This window comes from Streptococcus sanguinis, assembly GCF_050225395.1.
Taxonomy (GTDB): domain Bacteria; phylum Bacillota; class Bacilli; order Lactobacillales; family Streptococcaceae; genus Streptococcus.
Window position 1 is genome coordinate 1,488,210 of record NZ_CP071431.1, and the last position, 19,618, is coordinate 1,507,827.

Annotated in this window: 10 protein-coding genes; all 10 read right to left on the reverse strand. The window is 45.1% G+C overall.

Translation table 11 applies throughout. The annotated features are described in order from the left end of the window. Positions 1-320: 320 nt before the first annotated feature. The 10 genes from J1C81_RS07315 to J1C81_RS07360 all read right to left on the reverse strand — a co-directional run bounded on the left by J1C81_RS07315 (position 321) and on the right by J1C81_RS07360 (position 19,593). Positions 321-10,196, reverse strand: coding sequence for a CshA/CshB family fibrillar adhesin-related protein (locus tag J1C81_RS07315; RefSeq protein ID WP_002915472.1), 9,876 nt, complete (start codon positions 10,194-10,196; stop codon positions 321-323). Positions 10,197-10,366: 170 nt separating this feature from the next. Then, positions 10,367-10,858, reverse strand: coding sequence for a flavodoxin family protein (locus J1C81_RS07320; RefSeq protein WP_002915473.1), 492 nt, complete (start codon positions 10,856-10,858; stop codon positions 10,367-10,369). A 74-nt stretch (positions 10,859-10,932) separates the two neighbouring features. Further along, positions 10,933-11,652, reverse strand: coding sequence for an acetolactate decarboxylase (budA, locus tag J1C81_RS07325; protein ID WP_002915474.1), 720 nt, complete (start codon positions 11,650-11,652; stop codon positions 10,933-10,935). 171 nt (positions 11,653-11,823) lie between these two features. Next, on the reverse strand, positions 11,824-13,053 hold the full coding sequence (locus tag J1C81_RS07330; RefSeq protein ID WP_002915475.1) for a tetratricopeptide repeat protein: 1,230 nt from the start codon (positions 13,051-13,053) through the stop codon (positions 11,824-11,826). Then, the gene (locus J1C81_RS07335) at positions 13,040-14,218 is read right to left on the reverse strand and encodes an AI-2E family transporter (protein WP_002915476.1); all 1,179 of its coding nucleotides are present in this window, start codon (positions 14,216-14,218) and stop codon (positions 13,040-13,042) included. The genes J1C81_RS07330 and J1C81_RS07335 overlap by 14 nt, the downstream gene beginning before the upstream one ends. Before the next feature lie 170 nt (positions 14,219-14,388). Then, positions 14,389-15,762 (reverse strand): sensor histidine kinase, encoded by a 1,374-nt coding sequence (locus J1C81_RS07340; RefSeq protein ID WP_002915477.1) that lies wholly within the window; start codon positions 15,760-15,762, stop codon positions 14,389-14,391. Continuing rightward, positions 15,759-16,415 carry a response regulator transcription factor gene (locus J1C81_RS07345; RefSeq protein WP_002915478.1) on the reverse strand — a complete coding sequence of 219 codons (657 nt, stop codon included), beginning with the start codon at positions 16,413-16,415 and terminating at the stop codon, positions 15,759-15,761. The genes J1C81_RS07340 and J1C81_RS07345 overlap by 4 nt, the downstream gene beginning before the upstream one ends. Positions 16,416-16,436: 21 nt before the next feature. Beyond that, on the reverse strand, positions 16,437-17,654 hold the full coding sequence (locus J1C81_RS07350; RefSeq protein WP_002897806.1) for an ABC transporter permease: 1,218 nt from the start codon (positions 17,652-17,654) through the stop codon (positions 16,437-16,439). A gap of 12 nt (positions 17,655-17,666) precedes the next feature. Next, entirely contained in the window at positions 17,667-18,341 is a 675-nt protein-coding gene (locus tag J1C81_RS07355) for an ABC transporter ATP-binding protein (RefSeq protein ID WP_002895848.1), read from the reverse strand. Then, entirely contained in the window at positions 18,328-19,593 is a 1,266-nt protein-coding gene (locus J1C81_RS07360; RefSeq protein WP_002915479.1) for an efflux RND transporter periplasmic adaptor subunit, read from the reverse strand. Before J1C81_RS07360 ends, J1C81_RS07355 begins: the two co-directional genes overlap by 14 nt. Positions 19,594-19,618 lie beyond the last annotated feature (25 nt).

Here is a 19,618-nt window from a genome sequence, read left to right on the forward strand (position 1 = left end):
ATCTAGTTACAATAGTTTTATTATACAACATTCCGTTTTAATTAGCTATATATATAACTATAATTATATAAAATTTTTTAAAAATGGACATAAAATACTTTGTAGTCTATTTTTTAAAACAAAAGAAAAAATAAAACATAGAAAAATCCTTATAAATTAAACAAATCTGGGAACATTTCAGATTCTACTTTAATGTTTGGTATTTTAAAAATGCTATTATGAAGTTTTTTAAGATTTATTCCCTTGGATATAAAGAAAAAAGATTCACTAATGAATCTTCCCTCTTTTAATTTAGGAGTTAAAACCTAAGTTCCTACCTCTTAGTCTTCAGACTTTTTCTTTCTCTTCGCTAAGCCAAGCAGTCCTAAACCTGATACTCCCGCAAGTAAGCTTGCTGCCAAGTAGGAGGTTTCTTCTGTACCTGTCTTAGGAAGGGATTTTGCACCCTCGCTCTTAGAAAGTGATGGCGGTGCAGGCGTAATCGTCCGCTCTGGCTGAACAGGAGCTTCTGTTACAGTCGGAACGTAGACTGCTGAAATCGTCTGACCATTACGGTCTTTACGAATCACTGTCACGCCGTCAGCTTGACCGACAAAGCCAGTTTCCGGTACAAAGGTCACGGTGCCATCTGGTGCAATCGTGTAAGTACCTTGACCCAGAACAACCTTTTCAGTACTGCCATCCTCGAAAGTTGGCGGAACAGTTGGATCTACGTCGCCTTCAAAGATTGGTTTACCAGTCTGCGGCTGGCCTTTGAGACCCGTGCTGCCGGTATCTTCTGTGGCAGTACTTCCCAAAACAGTTGGGGTATAGGTAGCCGTCACGGCATTGCCATAAATATCTGAACGTTTCACGACAACTCCGCGAGCAGTTCCGACAAAGTCTGCCTCCGGTACGAAAGTCACTGCCCCCAGCATATTGAAACGATAAGTTCCTTCTCCTGGGACAACCATTTCGGTGCTGCCATCCGCAAAGGTAGGTGCTACTGCCTGGTCAATCGCCCCTTCAAAGGTTGGCGTGCCCGTTTGAGCTTGGCCCTTGCGGCCGCTGGACACACTGTCCTGACTGGTTGATGGTGCAACCACGGTCGGAACATAGCGAGCCGTCACTGAGGTACCGTTCTTATCACGACGAATAAGAGTCACACCGCTTCCCTGACCAAGGAAATCAGCTTCCGGAGTGAAAGTGATTGTACCGTCTGGTGTGATGGTATAGATTCCCTCACCCGGAATAGTCTTTTCCTTGCTTCCGTCTTCGAAGGTTGGCGCAATCGTTTCATCAATTGGCACCAATGGGTCACCTGCTTCGAAGACAGGTGTGCCAGTTTGAACATGGCCTTTGATATTCGTAGAGGAAGCATTTTTACCAGTTGGGACTACTGCTTTCACTATTGCTTGATATTTGACAATAACAGGAGTTCCGTTAGCGTCTAAACGAATCAATCCCAGTTCTGACGTTTCACCCTTGAATTGTTTTATCGGGGTGAAGGTCACCTTGTTATCCGCATCCACTTCGAACTTACCAACATTTGGCACTTCTTTAATATTCTTTCCGTTACCAAAGAGTGGAGTCGAACCAGCTGGGAATGGAACTAATTTATGTCCTGGCGTAAAAGTCACTTGACCTTTTTGAACCTGACCTTGCAGACCTTCTGTCTTGGTACCAGTACCTGTCGGAGTTACCTTGGTGAACTCTGGACTGTAGGTCGCAGTCACTGGTGTACCATTTTTATCTACTCGTTTCACAGTGATTGGGTCCGGTGTGCCTACAAATTGTTTGTCTGGGGTGAAGGTCACTGCTCCATCCGGAGTGATGGTATACGTTCCTTGACCTGGAATGGTCTTCTTCTTGCTTCCATCTGCAAAGGTTGGCTCAACTGTCTCATCGATCGGAACTAGTGGGTCTGCACCTTTGAAAGTTGGAGTGCCGGTTTGCGGAAGACCTTGTGGGCCAGTGCTCGTTGCGGTGGTGCCTGTTGGAGTTACCTCTTTGACTACCGCTTGGTACTTAACTGTAACAGAGGTACCATTGACATCAGTGCGAGTCAATTCAAGTTCTGGCGTTTCACCCTTGAATTGTTTGTCTGGAGTGAAAGTAACCTTGCCGTCTGCGTCCACTTCAAACTTTCCAATATTTGGTACTTCTTTAACTGTGGAACCATTGTCAAATAACGGAGTCGAACCTGCTGGGAATGGAACAGAATCATGGCCTGGAGTGAAGGTAACTTTGCCTTCTTGAACTTGGCCTTGCAAGCCTTCTGTTTTAGTGCCGGTACCTGTTGGAGTCACCTTAGTAAACTCTGGACTGTAAGTCGCAGTTACTGGAGTACCATTCTTATCCACACGTTTAACAGTGATTGGATCAGGTTTGCCTACAAACTGCTTGTCTGGAGTAAAGGTCACTGAGCCATCTGGAGTGATGGTGTAGGTTCCCTGGCCTGGAATGGTCTTCTCTTTGCTTCCATCTTCGAAGCTTGGTTCAACGGTTTCATCGATTGGAACTAGTGGATCACCGCCAGCAAAAGTCGGAGTGCCCGTTTGCGCAATACCTTGAGGACCAGTGCTGGTTGCGTTGGTGCCTGTTGGAGTCACTTCTTTCACTACCGCTTGGTACTTGACGGTTACTGATGTTCCATTGGCATCAATGCGAGTCAATTCGAGTTCCGGTGTTTCACCCTTGAATTGTTTGTCTGGAGTGAAAGTCACCTTGCCGTCCGCATCCACTTCGAACTTACCAACATTTGGCACTTCTTTAACTGCGGTACCATTATCGAATAATGGAGTTGAACCTGCCGGGAATGGAACTGAATCATGGCCTGGAGTGAAGGTGACTTGTCCTTCTTGAATTTGACCTTGCAAGCCTTCAGTCTTAGTACCGGTGCCTGTTGGAGTTACAGCAGTCACAGTCGCTTGGTAGTTAGTCTTAGCTACTGTACCATTGACATCGGCACGGCTGAGTTCGATTTCTGGAGTTTTGCCTACAAAGGTTTTGACTGGAGTAAAGGTAACATTACCCTCCATATCAACCTCCAACTTACCGACTTTGGCAATTTCTTTGACATTCGTGCCAGTATCAAAGACTGGCGTGTTATTCTCAGGGAAACCTACTTGCGGACTTCCCGCTTCAAAAGTAATCTTACCTTTTTGAACCTGGCCTTGCAAGCCTTCTGTCTTATCACCAGTTCCAGTTGGAGTTACTTTCGTAAATTCTGGACTGTAAGTCGCAGTCACTTCCGTGCCGTTCTTATCTACACGTTTCACAGTGACTGGATCTGGTTTACCAACATATTGTTTTTCAGGTGTGAAAGTCACTACGCCATCTGGTGCAATGGTGTAAGTTCCTTGACCTGGAATCTTTTTCTCCTTGCTGCCATCTTCGAAAGTTGGCTCTACTGATTCATCAATTGGAACTAGTGGATCACCACCCGCAAACGTTGGAGTACCGGTTTGTGGAACACCTTGAGGACCAGTGCTAGTCGCATTGGTGCCAGTTGGAATCACTTCTTTCACTACTGCTTGATATTTGACGGTGATAGGAGTACCGTTGGCATCCACACGAGTTAATTCGAGTTCCGGTGTTTCACCTTTGAATTGTTTGTCTGGTGTGAAAGTCACCTTTCCATCCGCATTCACTTCGAACTTGCCGACATTTGGAACTTCTTTCACTGTTGAATTGTTATCAAACAGCGGAGTTGAACCAGCTGGGAATGGAACAGAGTCATGGCCTGGGGTGAAGCTTACTTTACCTTCTTGGACTTGACCTTGAAGACCTTCTGTCTTATCACCAGTACCAGTTGGAGTTACCTTGGTAAACTCTGGACTGTAGGTCGCTGTCACTGGTGTGCCGTTCTTATCCACTCGTTTTACTGTGACTGGGTCTGGTTTACCTACAAATTGCTTGTCTGGAGTGAAGGTCACTACGCCATCTGGAGTAATGGTGTAAGTTCCTTGGCCTGGAATCTTCTTCTCCTTACTTCCATCTGCGAAAGTTGGTTCAACTGTTTCATCAATCGGAACTAGTGGGTCCGCAGCTTTGAAGATTGGAGTTCCTGTTTGTGGGATACCTTGTGGACCGGTGCTCGTAACGGTAGTACCTATCGGAGTTACTTCTTTCACTATCGCTTGGTACTTGACTGTTACTGGAGTTCCGTTGGCATCCACACGAATAATTCCTAATTCTGGTGTTTCACCCTTGAACTGCTTGTCTGGAGTGAAAGTTACAGTGCCATCAGCATCTACTTCGAACTTACCGATATTTGGTACTTCTTTAATATTTTTTCCGTTACCAAATAGCGGAGTCGAGCCTGCTGGGAATGGAACTAATTCATGACCTGGTGTGAAGGTGACATGACCTTTTTGAACCTGACCTTGCAAGCCCTCTGTCTTGTCACCAGTACCTGTCGGAGTCACAGCGGTCACAATCGCTTGGTAATTGGCTTTTGCTGCTGTACCGTTGATATCTGTACGGCTGAGTTCAACTTCTGGTGTCTTACCGACAAACGATTTGACTGGTGTGAAGGTAACATTACCATCCGCATCAACCTCGAACTTACCGACTTTGGCAATTTCTTTGACGTTCGTACCAGTATCAAATACCGGTGTGCTGTCGATTGGGAAGCCGACTTGCGGACTTCCTGCTTCAAAAGTAACCTTGCCTTTTTGAACTTGGCCTTGAAGCCCCTCCGTCTGAGCACCTGTCGCTCTTGGAGTCACTTTCTCAACAGTTGGCGTATACTTGGCTGTCACAGGAGTGCCATTTTTGTCCACTCGCTTAACAATAACCGGATCTGGTGTGCCAACAAATTGCTTATCTGGGGTAAAGGTGACAGAACCGTCTGGTGCCACTTCAAAGATACCGACATTTGGAACAACCTTGCGCTTGCTTCCGTCATCGAAAGTAGCCGGAGTATCATTATCCAGTGGAACTCCCGGAGTGCCGCTCACGAAGTTTGGCTTGCCTGTTTGTGGACGGCCTTGCTCACCAGTGCTGGTGATATTTGTTCCCGTTGGAACCACTTCTTTCACTACAGCTTGGTATTTGACGGTGACAGGAGTGCCATTCACATCAGCTCGAACCAATGTCAGCTCAGGAGTGGTTCCCTTAAACTGCTTGTCTGGCGTGAAAGTAACCTTGCCATTGGCATCCACTTCAAATTTACCAACGGTTGGAACCTCTTTAACAGTCAAACCATTGTCAAAGAGCGGAGTTGTTTCAGCCGGGAATGGTACAGAGGCATGACCAGGTGTGAAGGTAACATGACCTTCTTGAACCTGACCCTGCAATCCTTCAGTCTTATCACCAGTACCAGTCGGAGTGACTTTCATGAACTCTGGACTATAAGTCGCAGTTACTGACGTTCCGTTCTTATCGACACGTTTTACAGTAATTGAATCTGGCTTTCCTACAAACTGCTTCTCTGGCATGAAGGTCACTGCGCCATCTGAAGTAATGGTGTAAGTTCCTTGACCTGGAATAGTCTTTTCCTTGCTGCCATCTGCGAAGGTTGGCGTGACTGCTTCATCAATCGGAACTTGCGAATCACCACCTTGGAAAGTTGGGGTACCAGTTTGCGGGATACCCTGAGGACCGGTGCTAGTCACATTAGTACCAGTTGGAGTTACCTTGGTAAACTCTGGACTGTAAGTTGCAGTAACCGGTGTGCCGTTCTTATCAACACGTTTTACAGTAATTGAATCTGGCTTTCCTACAAACTGCTTCTCTGGCATGAAGGTCACTGCGCCGTCTGGTGCAATGGTGTAAGTTCCCTGACCTGAAATAGTCTTTTCCTTGCTTCCATCTTCAAAGGTTGGCGTGACTGCTTCATCAATCGGAACTAGCGGATCACCACCTTGGAAAGTTGGGGTACCTGTTTGCGGAAGACCTTGAGGACCTGTGCTAGTCACATTTGTCCCTATTGGAGTTACTGATGTGACCGTCGCAACATAAGTGACTTTTGCGGCAATACCATTTGCATCTTTGCGAGAAATGCTAATTTCTGGTGTTTCACCCTTGAACTGTTTGTCTGGCGTGAAGGTGACATTGCCCTCTCCATCTACTTCAAACTTACCGACTTTAGCAATTTCTTTGACATTCGAACCCGTGTCAAAGACTGGGGTGCTGTTGGCTGGGAATCCTACTTTTGGATCGCCAGCTTTAAAAGTTACACGGCCCTTTTGAACTTGGCCTTGCGGACCTTCTGTCTGATCTCCAGTTCCCGTCGGAGTCACAGCGGTCACAGTCGCCCGATATTTGGCCTTGACTACTGTGCCATTGACATCTGCGCGGCTGAGTTCAACTTCTGGTGTCTTACCGACAAACGTTTTGACTGGAGTAAAGGTGACATTACCCTCTCCATCCACTTCGAACTTACCGACTTTGGCAATTTCTTTCACATTCGTGCCGGTGTCAAAGACTGGAGTGCTGTTCTCTGGAAAACCAACTTGCGAACTTCCTGGTTCAAAAGTAACTTTTCCTTTCTGAACTTGACCTTGTGGGCCTTTTGTCTGAGCACCTGTTGCTCTTGGGGTTACTTTCTCAACAGTAGGCGTGTACTTAGCTGTCACAGGAGTGCCATTTTTGTCCACTCGCTTAACAAGAACTGGATCTGGTGTCCCAACATATTGCTTGTCTGGTGTGAAAGTGACAGATCCATCTGGTGCCACTTCAAAGATTCCGACATTTGGAACGACTTTGCGCTTACTTCCATCATCGAAAGTCGCTGGAGTATCATTATCCATTGGTACATCTGGGTTGCCACTTACAAAGTTTGGCTTACCTGTCTGTGGACGGCCTTGTTTACCAGTGCTAGTGATGTTTGTTCCAGTTGGAGTAACAGCAGTGACTGTTGCCTTGTAGATAGCTATAGCTGTGCTGCCATTCGTATCTGTACGAGTAATCCTGATGTCCGGCGTAAGGCCTTTAAATTGTTTCTCTGGAGTAAAGGTTACATTTCCATTCACATCCACTTCAAACTTACCAACAGTAGCCACTTCTTTAACAGTCGAACCATTGTCAAAGAGCGGAGTTGAGCCAGCTGGAAAGGCCACCGTTTGTTTTTGACCATTGACTTGCGCAGAACCTTCTGTGAAGCTGACTTTTCCTCGCTGAACTTGGCCTTGTATACCACTGGTTTCAGCATTCGTTGCACTTGGTGCTGCTGCTTTCACATCAGCCTGATAGGTAGCTGTTACTTCTGTTCCATTGACATCTAGTCGCTTGACAGTCTCTGCCGCTGGCCGTCCAGTATAAGTCGGCAGTGGAGTGAAGGTAACTAAGCCTTGATTATCCACCTGATAAGTGCCGACACCATCAACTGTTTTAGTTTGGCTGTCATTATCAAAGGTTGGCAACTTCTTGCTATCAATAGGCACACGATTATTGCCTGCATTGAAGGTCAATTGCCCTGTCTGAACTGCACCTTGAATGCCCTCGCTGCTGGCACCTTGAGCAGTCGGTCTAACAGGAGTCACCTTTGGCTGATAAACAGCTTGATGCGGAATACCTTTACCATCAATCATTTGAACAGACACAGGGTCTACAGTACCAACAAAGTTTTTGTTTGGTTTGAAAGTAATCTTACCTGTTGCAGATTCGACTTCAAAACGACCGACTTCCCGACCATTTGATAAAGCTGGAACTCTAGTATCATCTGTAGTCGCTCCATCCGCTTTCACAAATTTTACAGGATTTTCTGTACTTGGACTTGCCGGAGTTTTGCCAGCATCACCATCATTAAAGACAGGCGTCTTTTCTTGCGTCAGTCCTTGAGCATCCGTTGTTTCATACTTAGGAACATTCAGCACGGTTGGTACATAACGTCCATCCATGGTATTGAGTTGGTCATTGATGACTGCTTCAGCCTGATTCTTGGCAATCCAATCTGTACTTGCGCCGTTAGTATCAAAACGACGGATGTTAATCCCCTGAGCTGTGCCGATAAAGCCTGCCTTAGGCTCATATACCACATCTACATCAGCACCGTTTGCAGTTACTTTATAACGGCCTTCAGCAGTATTGTACCAGCCTTCTGCATCAGCTGTCAGGGCATTTCCTCTCGCATCCAATACAATCGGAGCTTTAGTAGTATCAATCGCTACTCTCTTATTTTCAGTATTTTGAGCAATCCCCTGCGGAGTGAAATGAAGAGTGGCTGTCTGTCTCTGATCACGGATTCCAGTACTTTCCTTCTTCTCGCCTTTTGGTGGATAGGTCAGTTCAACTTCTAGGTCTTCCACCTCACCACTAAATGCAGTTCCGGTAGGTTTTTCAATATCTCCCTTGTTCAAGGCAATACGAACCCGCATTCCCAGCTTGCTAAGTTCAGGATTGGTCATGGCTGGATTCTTCTTAAAGTTGACAGTATAATCTCCCGCAGTTGTTACTTCGGTAAATTCACTGGCTTCATCTTCATCAAAGACACCATTATTATTGAAGTCAATCCAGGCACGGACATAGGCTTTTTCGTATCCGTTAGCTGAAGCATGGATGCGGAGAGAATAATCTCCGTCGTGCAGACGGTTTACTGGAAAAAGACCATTAGTTTTCCCGACTAAATCATCAGACAAGAGCTGATTAATACCTTCATCGGCTAAATCATTCTGATCGTCATGCTTCCAGTTGTTTCCAGATGTGGTATCAATATCAGCCGCAACACGGCCCAAGAATGGCTGTGGATTTTGACCGCCAGTTTCTGCATTGTATCTTGAAATAGCATGGATAGCTTTTCCATAGGAATCCGGTGCATCACCTTCATCGATTGCCATAAAACCAATCATCGCAGCCTGCTGACCAGAAGAAGCTATGTAAATACCAACCTCTGATGCACCACGAGTCATCACAAGCGGAATTGTATTGTTTCTAGAAACGTTCGGTCCAAATACTTGACTTCCCAATCCGCCTGTCTTTTGGTCAGGACTGACATAGGCTTGCCAATGAACCCCAGTACCGTCATTTCCAATAAATTGTCCTTCTGTAGTAGGCTTCATCGGCTTATAGGTTTCTGTAATCTCAGTAGTCACACCATTTGCGTCTGTAACTGTACGCTTCCACTCAGCCAAATGTTCCCAACCCTTACCATTGGTTGTAAAGATAGCGTACTCACCAGGGTTTGCCTCTTCTCCATCAGCCATGACAACAGTTGCTTTAACTGGCTTCCCACGATATCTAGCTTCAACTTTGAACTTCACACCATAGTTGGCTTCATCTTTAGGAACCTGCAGTTGGGTCTTACGCCCTTTGGTATCAATCCCTTCTGACTTAATAGCAGACCATTGGTTTTGAGCAGCACCAGTAATTTTAGGACGGTAATCATCACCATACCAATACTGATAAGCATAATTATTACTATTGTTATATTGAAGCCAAGTATTTTTTGCATTGGGATCATAACTGCTTTCGTACTCAGTTCCCTTTACTCGATCACGATAGATCTCTGTCGCATAGAAAGGTTTCAATTCCGTCACGGTCAGTTTGACCACATAGCCCGGCGAAATTTCCTTTTCATATACTGTTCCAACTTTAAATGAGCCATCTTTATCTAGATTTCTCAGTGATTTAGTATCACCAAAATCTAGCCAGTTCACCTGCTTCATCAACTCATCAGAGCGTTTTCTTACAGATTCTTCCAGTGTTGGTTTAGAAACTGTAGGATTGGGTGTTGCATCTTGTATAGCAGAGCTAGCTTGCCCAGCAGGACTTGTAGTACGAAATGATGTTCCTGTCTCCATTGGCTGACCATTACGCTCCGACCTAGGCATAGCTGCAGAACTTGGTTTTGGCGTATATTGAACTGAATAAGAGCGCGTCCGACTAGCTTCAGCAGGTCTTGCTTCATTAGAGATCTCAGCTGTCTGATTAGCTTCTTGCGCCTTTTCAGGTGTCGCTTGCTCTGGGGCAGCAGCTGGACTTACCAGCTGATTTTGATCAACACTTGCTTCTAAGTTAGCTGTTTCTGAAACAGCAGATGTTGCTGTATTCTCAAGAACAGGCTGACTTACTGGCTGACTGACAGCAGACTCCGTCGGTTTTTCTGGCAGTGAGATATTATCATCTACAGATCCGTTGGCAGTTTCATCTGCATTGACTGTAGCCGCAGTACCTAAAAGGAAAACGGTAGATAATAATACCGAGCAAACTCCAACATTTAATTTTCGAATTGAAAACTTGTTTAAATGGGGATTAAATAATTCTTTTCCCATAGAATCTCCTATATTAATATTTAATAGCAACTGGTATTATACAACATTTATATTTAGTTAGCCATGGATATGACTGTAGTTGAGGGCTATTGTGTCCAAAAATGGACACATAAAAAAAAGGCTCCATTTTTATAGTAAAAAAGAAGATCCGCAAACGAATCTTCTTACTTTTAACCTTCTGATAAAACCTTATCTAATTTTTCCTGCAGGGCTGCTAATTCCCAACCTTCGATTTCTTTTAGCTTATGATTGGTCACTGCCAGCCCCTCATATTTGAGTCCGCAGTTCCGGCAAAAGCGGCTCATTACGTAGTCCAGCATTTCAATTTCTTTGCTGGGCTGAGAACCTTGCAAGAGCAAGAACACCTTTTTGCCCTTAAGTGCTTCTTGCGGCTCATGCACATTAGCTACTCGGTCCAACAGAGTTTTTAGCAAGCCTGAAAAAGACCACCAATAAATAGGACTGGTAAATACCAAAACATCGGCTTGGCTCAGCTGCTCATAGACTTGAAAGAACTGATCGTTTTCTGCCGACTGGCCATATTGCTCAATATGGTAATCCACTAATTGAAGAGCCTCATAATCTCTATCTCGCAGAAAAAAGTGCCCCAGCTTAAAACTATTGCCATTCATATTTGGGCTGGCGTTTACCAAATAAATCATAGCTTCACTTCTCCTCTATTCTTTTTCCAATTATATCAAAAAAGAGGGCAGCAAACAATGCTAGCCCCTGCTATTTATTCCGACTTTTCCATATCTTCTTTCATCTCATCCATGTTAAACTTAGCAAAGAGATACTTGCGATCTTGTACTGGGAAACGCTGATCCAGCTGGTCTACAGCACCCAACTCGACGACACCTTCTTTGATAACAAAATCCATAACATGTCCGCCAAAAGTCAGATCATCCGATACAAAATGCAGATGATAACCTGCCAGACTGACTCCGTGGAAAATCTCAGGCGTCCAGATACCGACGATGGTGCCTGTGATATTTTCCTTACAGTACTCAGGCTGATTAACCGCTACTTCTGCAAACTTCCGCTCCGTTGTAGACTTGGGAATCATCCGGACGTGCATGCGGGCGAAATCACCATGAATCTTGATAGAGCGGAAAAGATTTTCCCCATCATAATAAGACTCAATCCGCTTCTCCAGTTCCTTGTCATCCATCTCAAAACGCTGACGGAAAATGACTTCCGCTTGGTGAGGAACCACTGCTGCATAAGGCACAGTCATATCCGGTGACACTTCAACCACTTCTGGCACCTCTCCAGATCCCTTTGCCTGATAAGCCTTACCATCGAGAATAATGAGCTCACCATCAATAGAGTCCAGCGTTCCCAAGCCCAAATCTCCATACTGCAGCAGCTCTCTAACAGTCATACTGCCATCGTAAAGACCAGCCATCAAAGCTCCCAAAGTATTATATTGAAATAATTTGATTGGTTCTGCCATTCTTTTTCCTTTTTCTTTTATTAGATTATTCGTTCAGCTAGCTAATACATCCTTATAAACAGCTGCTATCTTTAAAAGAGCCTAAAGACTAAGCATCGTTACATGTGCTTACTGAATTTCTACTGCCAATCATTATACCATAAATCGCGGGAAAGGGCTGAGCGATTGCTCTTATAAGCTTTCATAAAGTTCCTGCATACTAGCATCATCAGGTACTAGTCTCAAGTAAGAAGCAGCAGCCCTTTTAGCTTCTTCGAATCTGCCTAGTTCACGCAAAAGATAGACATACTGCTCCAGAAACTCTGGATTATCTTGCAGTTCATGAGCCAGTTGGTCATAGAGTTCCTCTGCTTTTCCCAGATTTTCCAAGGCCTGATAAGCACGCGCCAGATTCCAGCGGGTCAAGGCATTATCGACTTCTTGCTCTGCAAATTCTAAAATCTCCTCATAGCGCTCCTGCTCCAAATAAAGAGTCGTCAGTCGCAAGGCAATCTCTTCCAAATCATCCGCATCTTCCTGAGCCTGCAAGAGATAATGTTCAGCCGCTTTCTCATCATGAAGTTCATAAGAAAGCTGTGAGGCTAGGAGCAAGAGCCGAGTCTCAAAAGGATTCTTAGCCAAGCCCTGCTGAGCAAGAGTCAGGGCTTCAGCTGTCCGATGCTCCGCATGAAGAGATAGGGCATAGCCATATTCGTAGCCTTCAAAATCTGGCGACAGAGTATCAAGCTGCTTGAAATAAAGATTGGCCTTCTGGTATTCTTCCTGATCCGCTAATATAGTTGCCAGCTCATAAACCGCAGCATCATCATATTCCAGCTCAACAGCTTTCTCCAAAAACTCAATGGCCACTGCAAATTTCCCAAGACTAGCATAGCAGACTCCAATCCGCTGATAGGTCGAGACACCTGTCTGCTCAAAGATTGTACGATTGTCTAGCTGAGCATATTCCTTAATCGCCTGAGAAAAATCCCCCAGCTCCAAATCTATCTCAGCTAGACCAAAGGTTACCAAAGGCTCATCAGTCAGCTCTGCTGCCTGAGCCAGTTTTTCTCGAGCTACATCAGGCAGCCCCTCTAGCTGATAGAGGTCAGCCTTAGCCAAGAGAGCAGCAACATACCAGTCACTGTCTGGCTGAATCTCCTCCAGATAGGCAAATGCCTGCTCCAACTCTCCATCATCACTGGCAATAGCTGCCAAGCTGATATAAGAAGCCGGATAGTCAGGAGCCAACTTTTCAAAAATACGCTTGGCCTGAGGGAAAAAGCCGATACTCTCTAAGTAATCGGCCAAATCCAATAATTCTTCTTCGCTGTCTGCAGTCAGGGCTTGCTCGAAATAGCGATCAGCCAGAGCTAGGTCCTGCTCCTGTAAAGCTGCCAACATTTGCTCACTCTTGCTCACTGATTTCTCCTTCTTGTTCAAAATCGGCTTCGTAAAGTCCACTTACTTTCTGATACCACTTAAAGATGGCCGCAATGGCAACCTTGGCTGAAGCATAGGCAGGAATTCCCAGGAAAACGCCCCAAATGCCAAACATAGTACCAGAAGTCAATAATACGAATAAAATCGTAATCGGATGAATGCTGAGCTGACTGCCCAAGACCAGAGGAGAAACAAAACGCCCCTCAATAGTTTGTTCAATGATGAAAACGACAATGACCTTAGCCAGCATCACTGGACCGCCAGCAATCAAACCGATTGCCAGAGCCGGAAGCATGGCCAAAAAGCTGCCCAGATAAGGTACCAGATTGAGAACGCCCGCAATTACTCCAAGAGTGACACCATAGCGAAGGCCAATAATCTTGAAGAAAACGATAAACATCAGAGCTACAATGATAGCGACCGTCACCTGACCACGCACATAGTTAGCCAGCTGGCTGTTGATATCCGTCATCACTTGACCAAAGGAAGCGCGGAATTTAGTCGGCAGAAACTGGGTCACATAGCCTTTCAGATTTTTCCCGTCTCTCAGCAGGTAAAAAAGGATAAATGGCATGATGATAATTGCCACGATGATCTGCGAAGTTGTACTAATTAAGTTCCCCGCCCAATTGACTGCCCTAGATGAAAAATTGCTGGCCCAATCAGTAATCTGGCTAGACAGATTGCTAGTATATTCCTCAATCTGTGGCTTGAAATCTGCCGAAATATGCTTGGTCACGACATCGTCGATGAACCTGTCAGCCTGCTTCAGATAAGCCGGAACATTTCTGACAAAGGCCATGACCTGATGCTGCAAACTAGGAATAGCAACAGCCAAGCCCCAGATAATCAAAAAAGCAATTAAGACAAAGACAATGGTAATAGCAACCAGTCGATTAATCTTGTGCTTTTCCATCCAGTCGACGATGGGATTTAACAGATAATAAAGCAGGCCAGCTAAAATAACCGGCAACATGATTACTCCCAAAAATTCAATGACTGGGCTAAAAATAAAACTGATTTTACTAAGTATAAAAATATTCAGTCCCATCAAAAGGGTTACTAGAAATACTGTAATGGCCTTGTTATCCAAAAACCATTTAAAAAACCAAGATAGGCTAAAATCTTTTTCTTTGTGCTCCATATTCTCCTCCTTTAACTTGTCATTTCATTGTAACATTTTTCAGAGAAAAATTCTCTGCTCAACTATAGGGAAAAGCAAAAAAAGAGAGGAGCCAGAAGACTTGTATTTTTCGTAAAATACAGCATCTGACTTCTCTCTTCGGCTCCTGCAGGGCCAGCTAGAATGCAAGGCTATTTTTCGACAGCTGGCAGAGAAATGCTAAAGCGCATCTTCCGCCCATCAAGGGCTTCAAACTGATATCGCAGACCATGCTTGTCCAAAATCTGCTGAACGATAAAGAGTCCCAGACCTGTCCCGCCATCCTTGCGATTGCGACTGTAGTCTGGCCGGTAGAAAGGCTGAAAAATCTGCTGGATTTGGTCTTTGTTTAAGACTCGTTCTGCTTCATTTTCGATGACTAGCTTACGCTCTTCCAGCCTAAGTAGAATCTGTCCACCTTCTACTGTATAATGAAAGGCATTGTCCAGAAGATTCTTGATAGCCTTGAGCAGATAGGTGCGGTTACCCTTGACCTTCGCTTCTATCAGCTCAACCTGAAAATGGTAGTGTCTGACATCTGATAAAACTCGATAGGTGCTCAGATTTTCCTCCAAGACCTGCTTGAGTGAAAAGACTTCCTGTTCAGTTTCAGTCTTCATCTCCAGTTTAGAAATGGCTAAGATAGACTGGACTAACTCCGACTGCTCCTCTAGAATTTCTCGGCACTTCTGCAGGTACTTGTCTCGATCCTTGAATTCTCCTACTCCATAGATCATGCCATCGACCATCCCCATCATACTGGTAATAGGGGTCTTAAGCTCATGCGAGGTCATCCGCAGAAACTCTGCCTTTTCCCGCTCACTTTCTGCCACCTTTTCATTCTCTAGGCGCAGCGCCTCGATACTGGTCAGTAGATTAGCATAGAGATGGTTGATGTCTTGGGCCAACTCAGCAATCTCATCACGCCCCTTAACCTGACAGGTCACATCCGGAGCCAGACTCGTCATTTGACGGGTGCTATTAGAGATGGCTTTGATCCGCTGACTGGAAGTCCGGCTATAGAGATAGGCAGCCAGACCGCCCAGACTCAGAGATATGATCAAGACAAATGGATAGAGATTGAGCAAAATCCGACTCGCATCAGAAACCGGCTGTAAGGAATATTCCCCTCTCAGGACAACTTCTTTACCATCTGAAGTTCGAAAGCTTTCTGATAAACTCTTGCTCTCATAGTCGCTGTTGGCAATCGTTGGGACGATGGTCAGCTGCAGAGAACTTTCATCGCCAGTTTCGAGTGAAGGATAGAGAATCGTATTGTCTTTCGCCAGCAAGGTAAACCAAATCAGATTGCTCTTTTTACTATAATCACTCAACAGCTCGCCGATTTCCTGACTGGACTTTCCCTTGACCTGCTTGGAAACTTGGTCAAATTCTCTCTTAGCTTCTCCACTCTTAACCTGCTGATAATACACCGGCATGGCAAAGTAAAGACTGGCTAGAACGATAGTCACCACCACGAAAATGATGGACGAGGTCAAGAGAAAGTTCTTTTTGACAATTTTCACTTGTCTTCTCCTCCAAGCTGATAGCCCATACCTGTAATGGTTTTCAGCGGCACACCAGGAATCTTTTTACGGATGTTCTTGATATGATTATCCAGCACCCGGCTATCCAGCTCGCTGTAGCCCCAAATGGTATTCATCAGCTGATCACGGGTCACCAAGTGGCCCTTCCTCTTAGCCAGAGTCTGCAATATTTCATATTCTTTCTTGGTCAGAGGCATTTTCTCACCTTGCCAGTAAACCGTGCAGTCATCAATAGAAACCGTCAGGTCGCCAACAGCAATCTCTGAAGCAAGAGTATTTCTGCGCAGAATATTCTCAATCCGTTTGACCAAGATTAGCGGTGAAAACGGCTTGGTTACATAATCACTGATGAGATGGTTAAAGCTGACCAGCTGGGTATACTCGTCATCAAGTGCTGTTAAAATCATGACCGGAATCTGAGAAGTCTTGCGGATTTCCTTCAGTACTTCCAGACCGCTCTTGGTTGGCAGCATCATATCTAAGATGACCAGATCGAAGGGCTCTTCTTCAAAAGCCTGCAAGGCATCGCCTCCGTCAAAGACTGGCCTCACCTCATACTGACTTTCCTTTAAAAACTCACAAATCACTTGATTAATCGTCGTATCATCTTCCACCACTAGAATCTTGTGCATACTCAGATTTTTCTCCTTTACCTATTCAAATCGCAGGGCCTCGATTGGATCCAGCTTGGATGCTTTTACTGCTGGCAGGAGCCCAAATACTACTCCTATTATACAACAAAAGAGCAAACTTACAAAGACAGAAAAGAGGGATAGGATATACGGATAAGCTAGAGACTGAGTGATGGCAAAGCCAGAGGCGATACCAGCCACCACGCCAATAATTCCTCCCATCAGAGTTAGGATAACTGCCTCAATCAGGAACTGCTTGAGAATGATCTTCCGTCTAGCTCCCAGAGCCTTTTTAATCCCGATTTCACGAGTCCGCTCTGTCACTGAAACCAGCATGATATTCATAACACCGATACCTCCGACTAGGAGGGAGATGCTGGCAATACCTGCTAGCAAGACGAAGTTAGATTTGTTGAGATTGTCCAGCTGTCGTTCAAATTCCTGCAGGTTGAGCACACCAAACATATAGTCTGACGGTGGCATTTGCTGATTGAGATAATCACTGACCTTCTTGGCCACCTTCTTCAAATCATCGGCCTTGTGGGTTTGGACAGTCACTTCAGGACTGACATTAATGGTATCAAAAATCCGATGCCACTGCTGCAGGGGAATATAGGCCACCTTTTCCGCACCAGCTGTTAAGCCACTCTGCTCAGTTGACTCAAATACGCCAATAACCTTAAAGGGATTTCCTAAGACTTCCACATATTTGCCAATGCCATCCCCCTTTGGAAAAAGACTATCATAAAGCGACTTTTCCAGATAGGTCACCTGCTCTTGATTTTTAAAGGCTTCTGAGTCAAATCCTTCACCTTCTAGCAGACGCTGCTGCTTGATGTCAGCGGCTGTTTGCGAAACAGCCTGAATCTTCCCAGACGACTTTTGGCTCAGGTAGTAAATCTTCTCATCTGTACCATAGGTCAGCAGAGCATTCTTTACCCCAGAGATTTCCTTAATCTTACTCAAGACATCCTCTCCCATAAAGGGAATATAAGAAGGTTTCTGAGCTTGAGATTTCTCTGGAATGGTTGGATCGATGGCGCTTTTCTTGTCATAGACGACCTTGATTGTGTTATTATTCCCGCCGATGAGCTGACGCTTGGTATTTTCCGTATTTCCCTCAATGATAGAAAAGATAGCAATGATAGCGCCTATCCCGATGATAATCCCCAACATGGTCAGCATAGAGCGCATTTTATGCGACAAGATTGAATTCAGAGCTACAAAAATATCTTCCATACAGCTTCCTTTCTATCCTATCGCTTTGCTCTCTATATTACCGTCCCGCAGGATAACCGTCTGCTTGCAGAGTTGAGCTACTTCCGGCTCATGGGTAATGATGACAATAGTCTTTCCCTCATCATTAAACTGCTTGAAAAGGTCCATAATCTGCACACTGGTCTTGGTATCCAGAGCACCCGTCGGTTCATCGCCAAGGATGAAGCTAGGGTTGGTTACCAAGGCTCGTGCAATGGCTACCCGCTGCTTTTGACCACCAGACAACTCCATCGGCTTGAAATCACTTCTTTCTTCCAGTCCGACCAATCGCAGCATTTCCAGTGCCCGCTCCCGTCTCTCTTTTTTAGGAATTTTCATGTAAGTCAGAGGCAGTTCCACATTTTGGCAGGCAGTTAACTTGGGCATGAGGTTAAAATTTTGAAAAACAAAGCCAATCTTCTGATTGCGTAGATCAGACAGCTGATTGTCGGACAGCTCAGACACATCTGTCCCTTCAATATGATAAGTCCCTGAACTTGCCTTATCCAGACAGCCGATAATGTTCATCAGAGTGGACTTGCCAGATCCAGACGGTCCCATGATAGCCAGAAAATCCCCCTCTTTCACATGCAGATCAATTCCTTTTAAAATTGGGAATTCCTGACTGCCCTGCTGATAAGATTTGTGGATATCCTTAAGCTTTAACATGCTGTCCTACCTCCATCCCTTCTTCCATACCTGCTCTTGGGGTCGAAATGGTATCTTGCATAGTCAAACCTTCTGTAATCTCCACCAAACGGTCAGAAACTTTCTTGGTCTTGACTTCATGCATTTTCAGAGTCTTGCCCTCTACCTTCCAGACATAGGTCTTGCCATTTTTACTGAAAGTATATGCCTTATTGACAACTACCTTTCCTGCCTCGGGAGCATTCTCCACGATGTTGACATAGGAATGGGAACCCACCAGCGGCATTTCACCACCCTGATCCAGCTCAACTGTATAAGGATACTTACCTTGGTTAGGATTTTCCTGTTGCTTATTCCCACCATTATTATTGGAAGTATTTTCTGCTGTCAGGCTGCCGACTTGAGTTACCGTACCACTCCAGCGTTTCTTAGGATCCTTGCGATCCACCACTTCCACTTTCTGGCCGACACTCAGCTTCTCACGGTCAAATTCACTGACAGTACCTTTGACCAGAGTTTTGGACTTGTCCATAATCTCAATAAAGTTTTCTTCTTCCTTTTTGGCCTTGGACTGATTAGGCAAATCTTCATTCATAGAGGTAATTGTTCCTGCTGTATCGGCAGTCACAGTATCATACTTCATCCGGTCTGATTCTGTCTGAGCTGTCACTTGAGCCTTTTCAGCCTCAATCTGAGCTGTCGTTACTTCATTATCCGCAGTCTTAGCATCGCTCAGCGCTTGAGCCAACTCGTCTTCAGCTGACTTTATCTGCTCCAGCAATGACTCATCCTGACTGGAATTGTATTTGTCCTTGAGTGAGTTAAGACTGGCCAGCTTGCGATTATAGGTTTCCCATTTAATCGCAGCGCTGTTTTGAGTGGCCGTGATGCCATTAGCCTTGGACTTGGCATCATATTGAGCCGACTGGGCTGTCAATTGCTGCTCTGTCGCATAGGAAAAGAGTGGCTGTCCTTGTGTAACGGTATCACCATTTTTGACAAATACTTCCTTGACTTCCCCCTTAGATGGGTCAATCTTGACCTTACTGCTATTGTTGGCAACTACTTCCCCAGATAAAACCAGGCTTGTTTTTTTACTGTTGTTGACAGCTTCTTGGACTGTCAGCGAATCAATCGTCTTATCTGCCATTTTCATGGCCTGTTGTTGATTGATCTGTCTAAAATACAGATAGCCTCCCAGCCCAGCACAAGCAAGAATGACCGTGCTGCCCAATAGAATGGTCTTACGATTCATTTTTTTTCTTCGAAACATATTGCCTCCAACCTACATGTTTTAA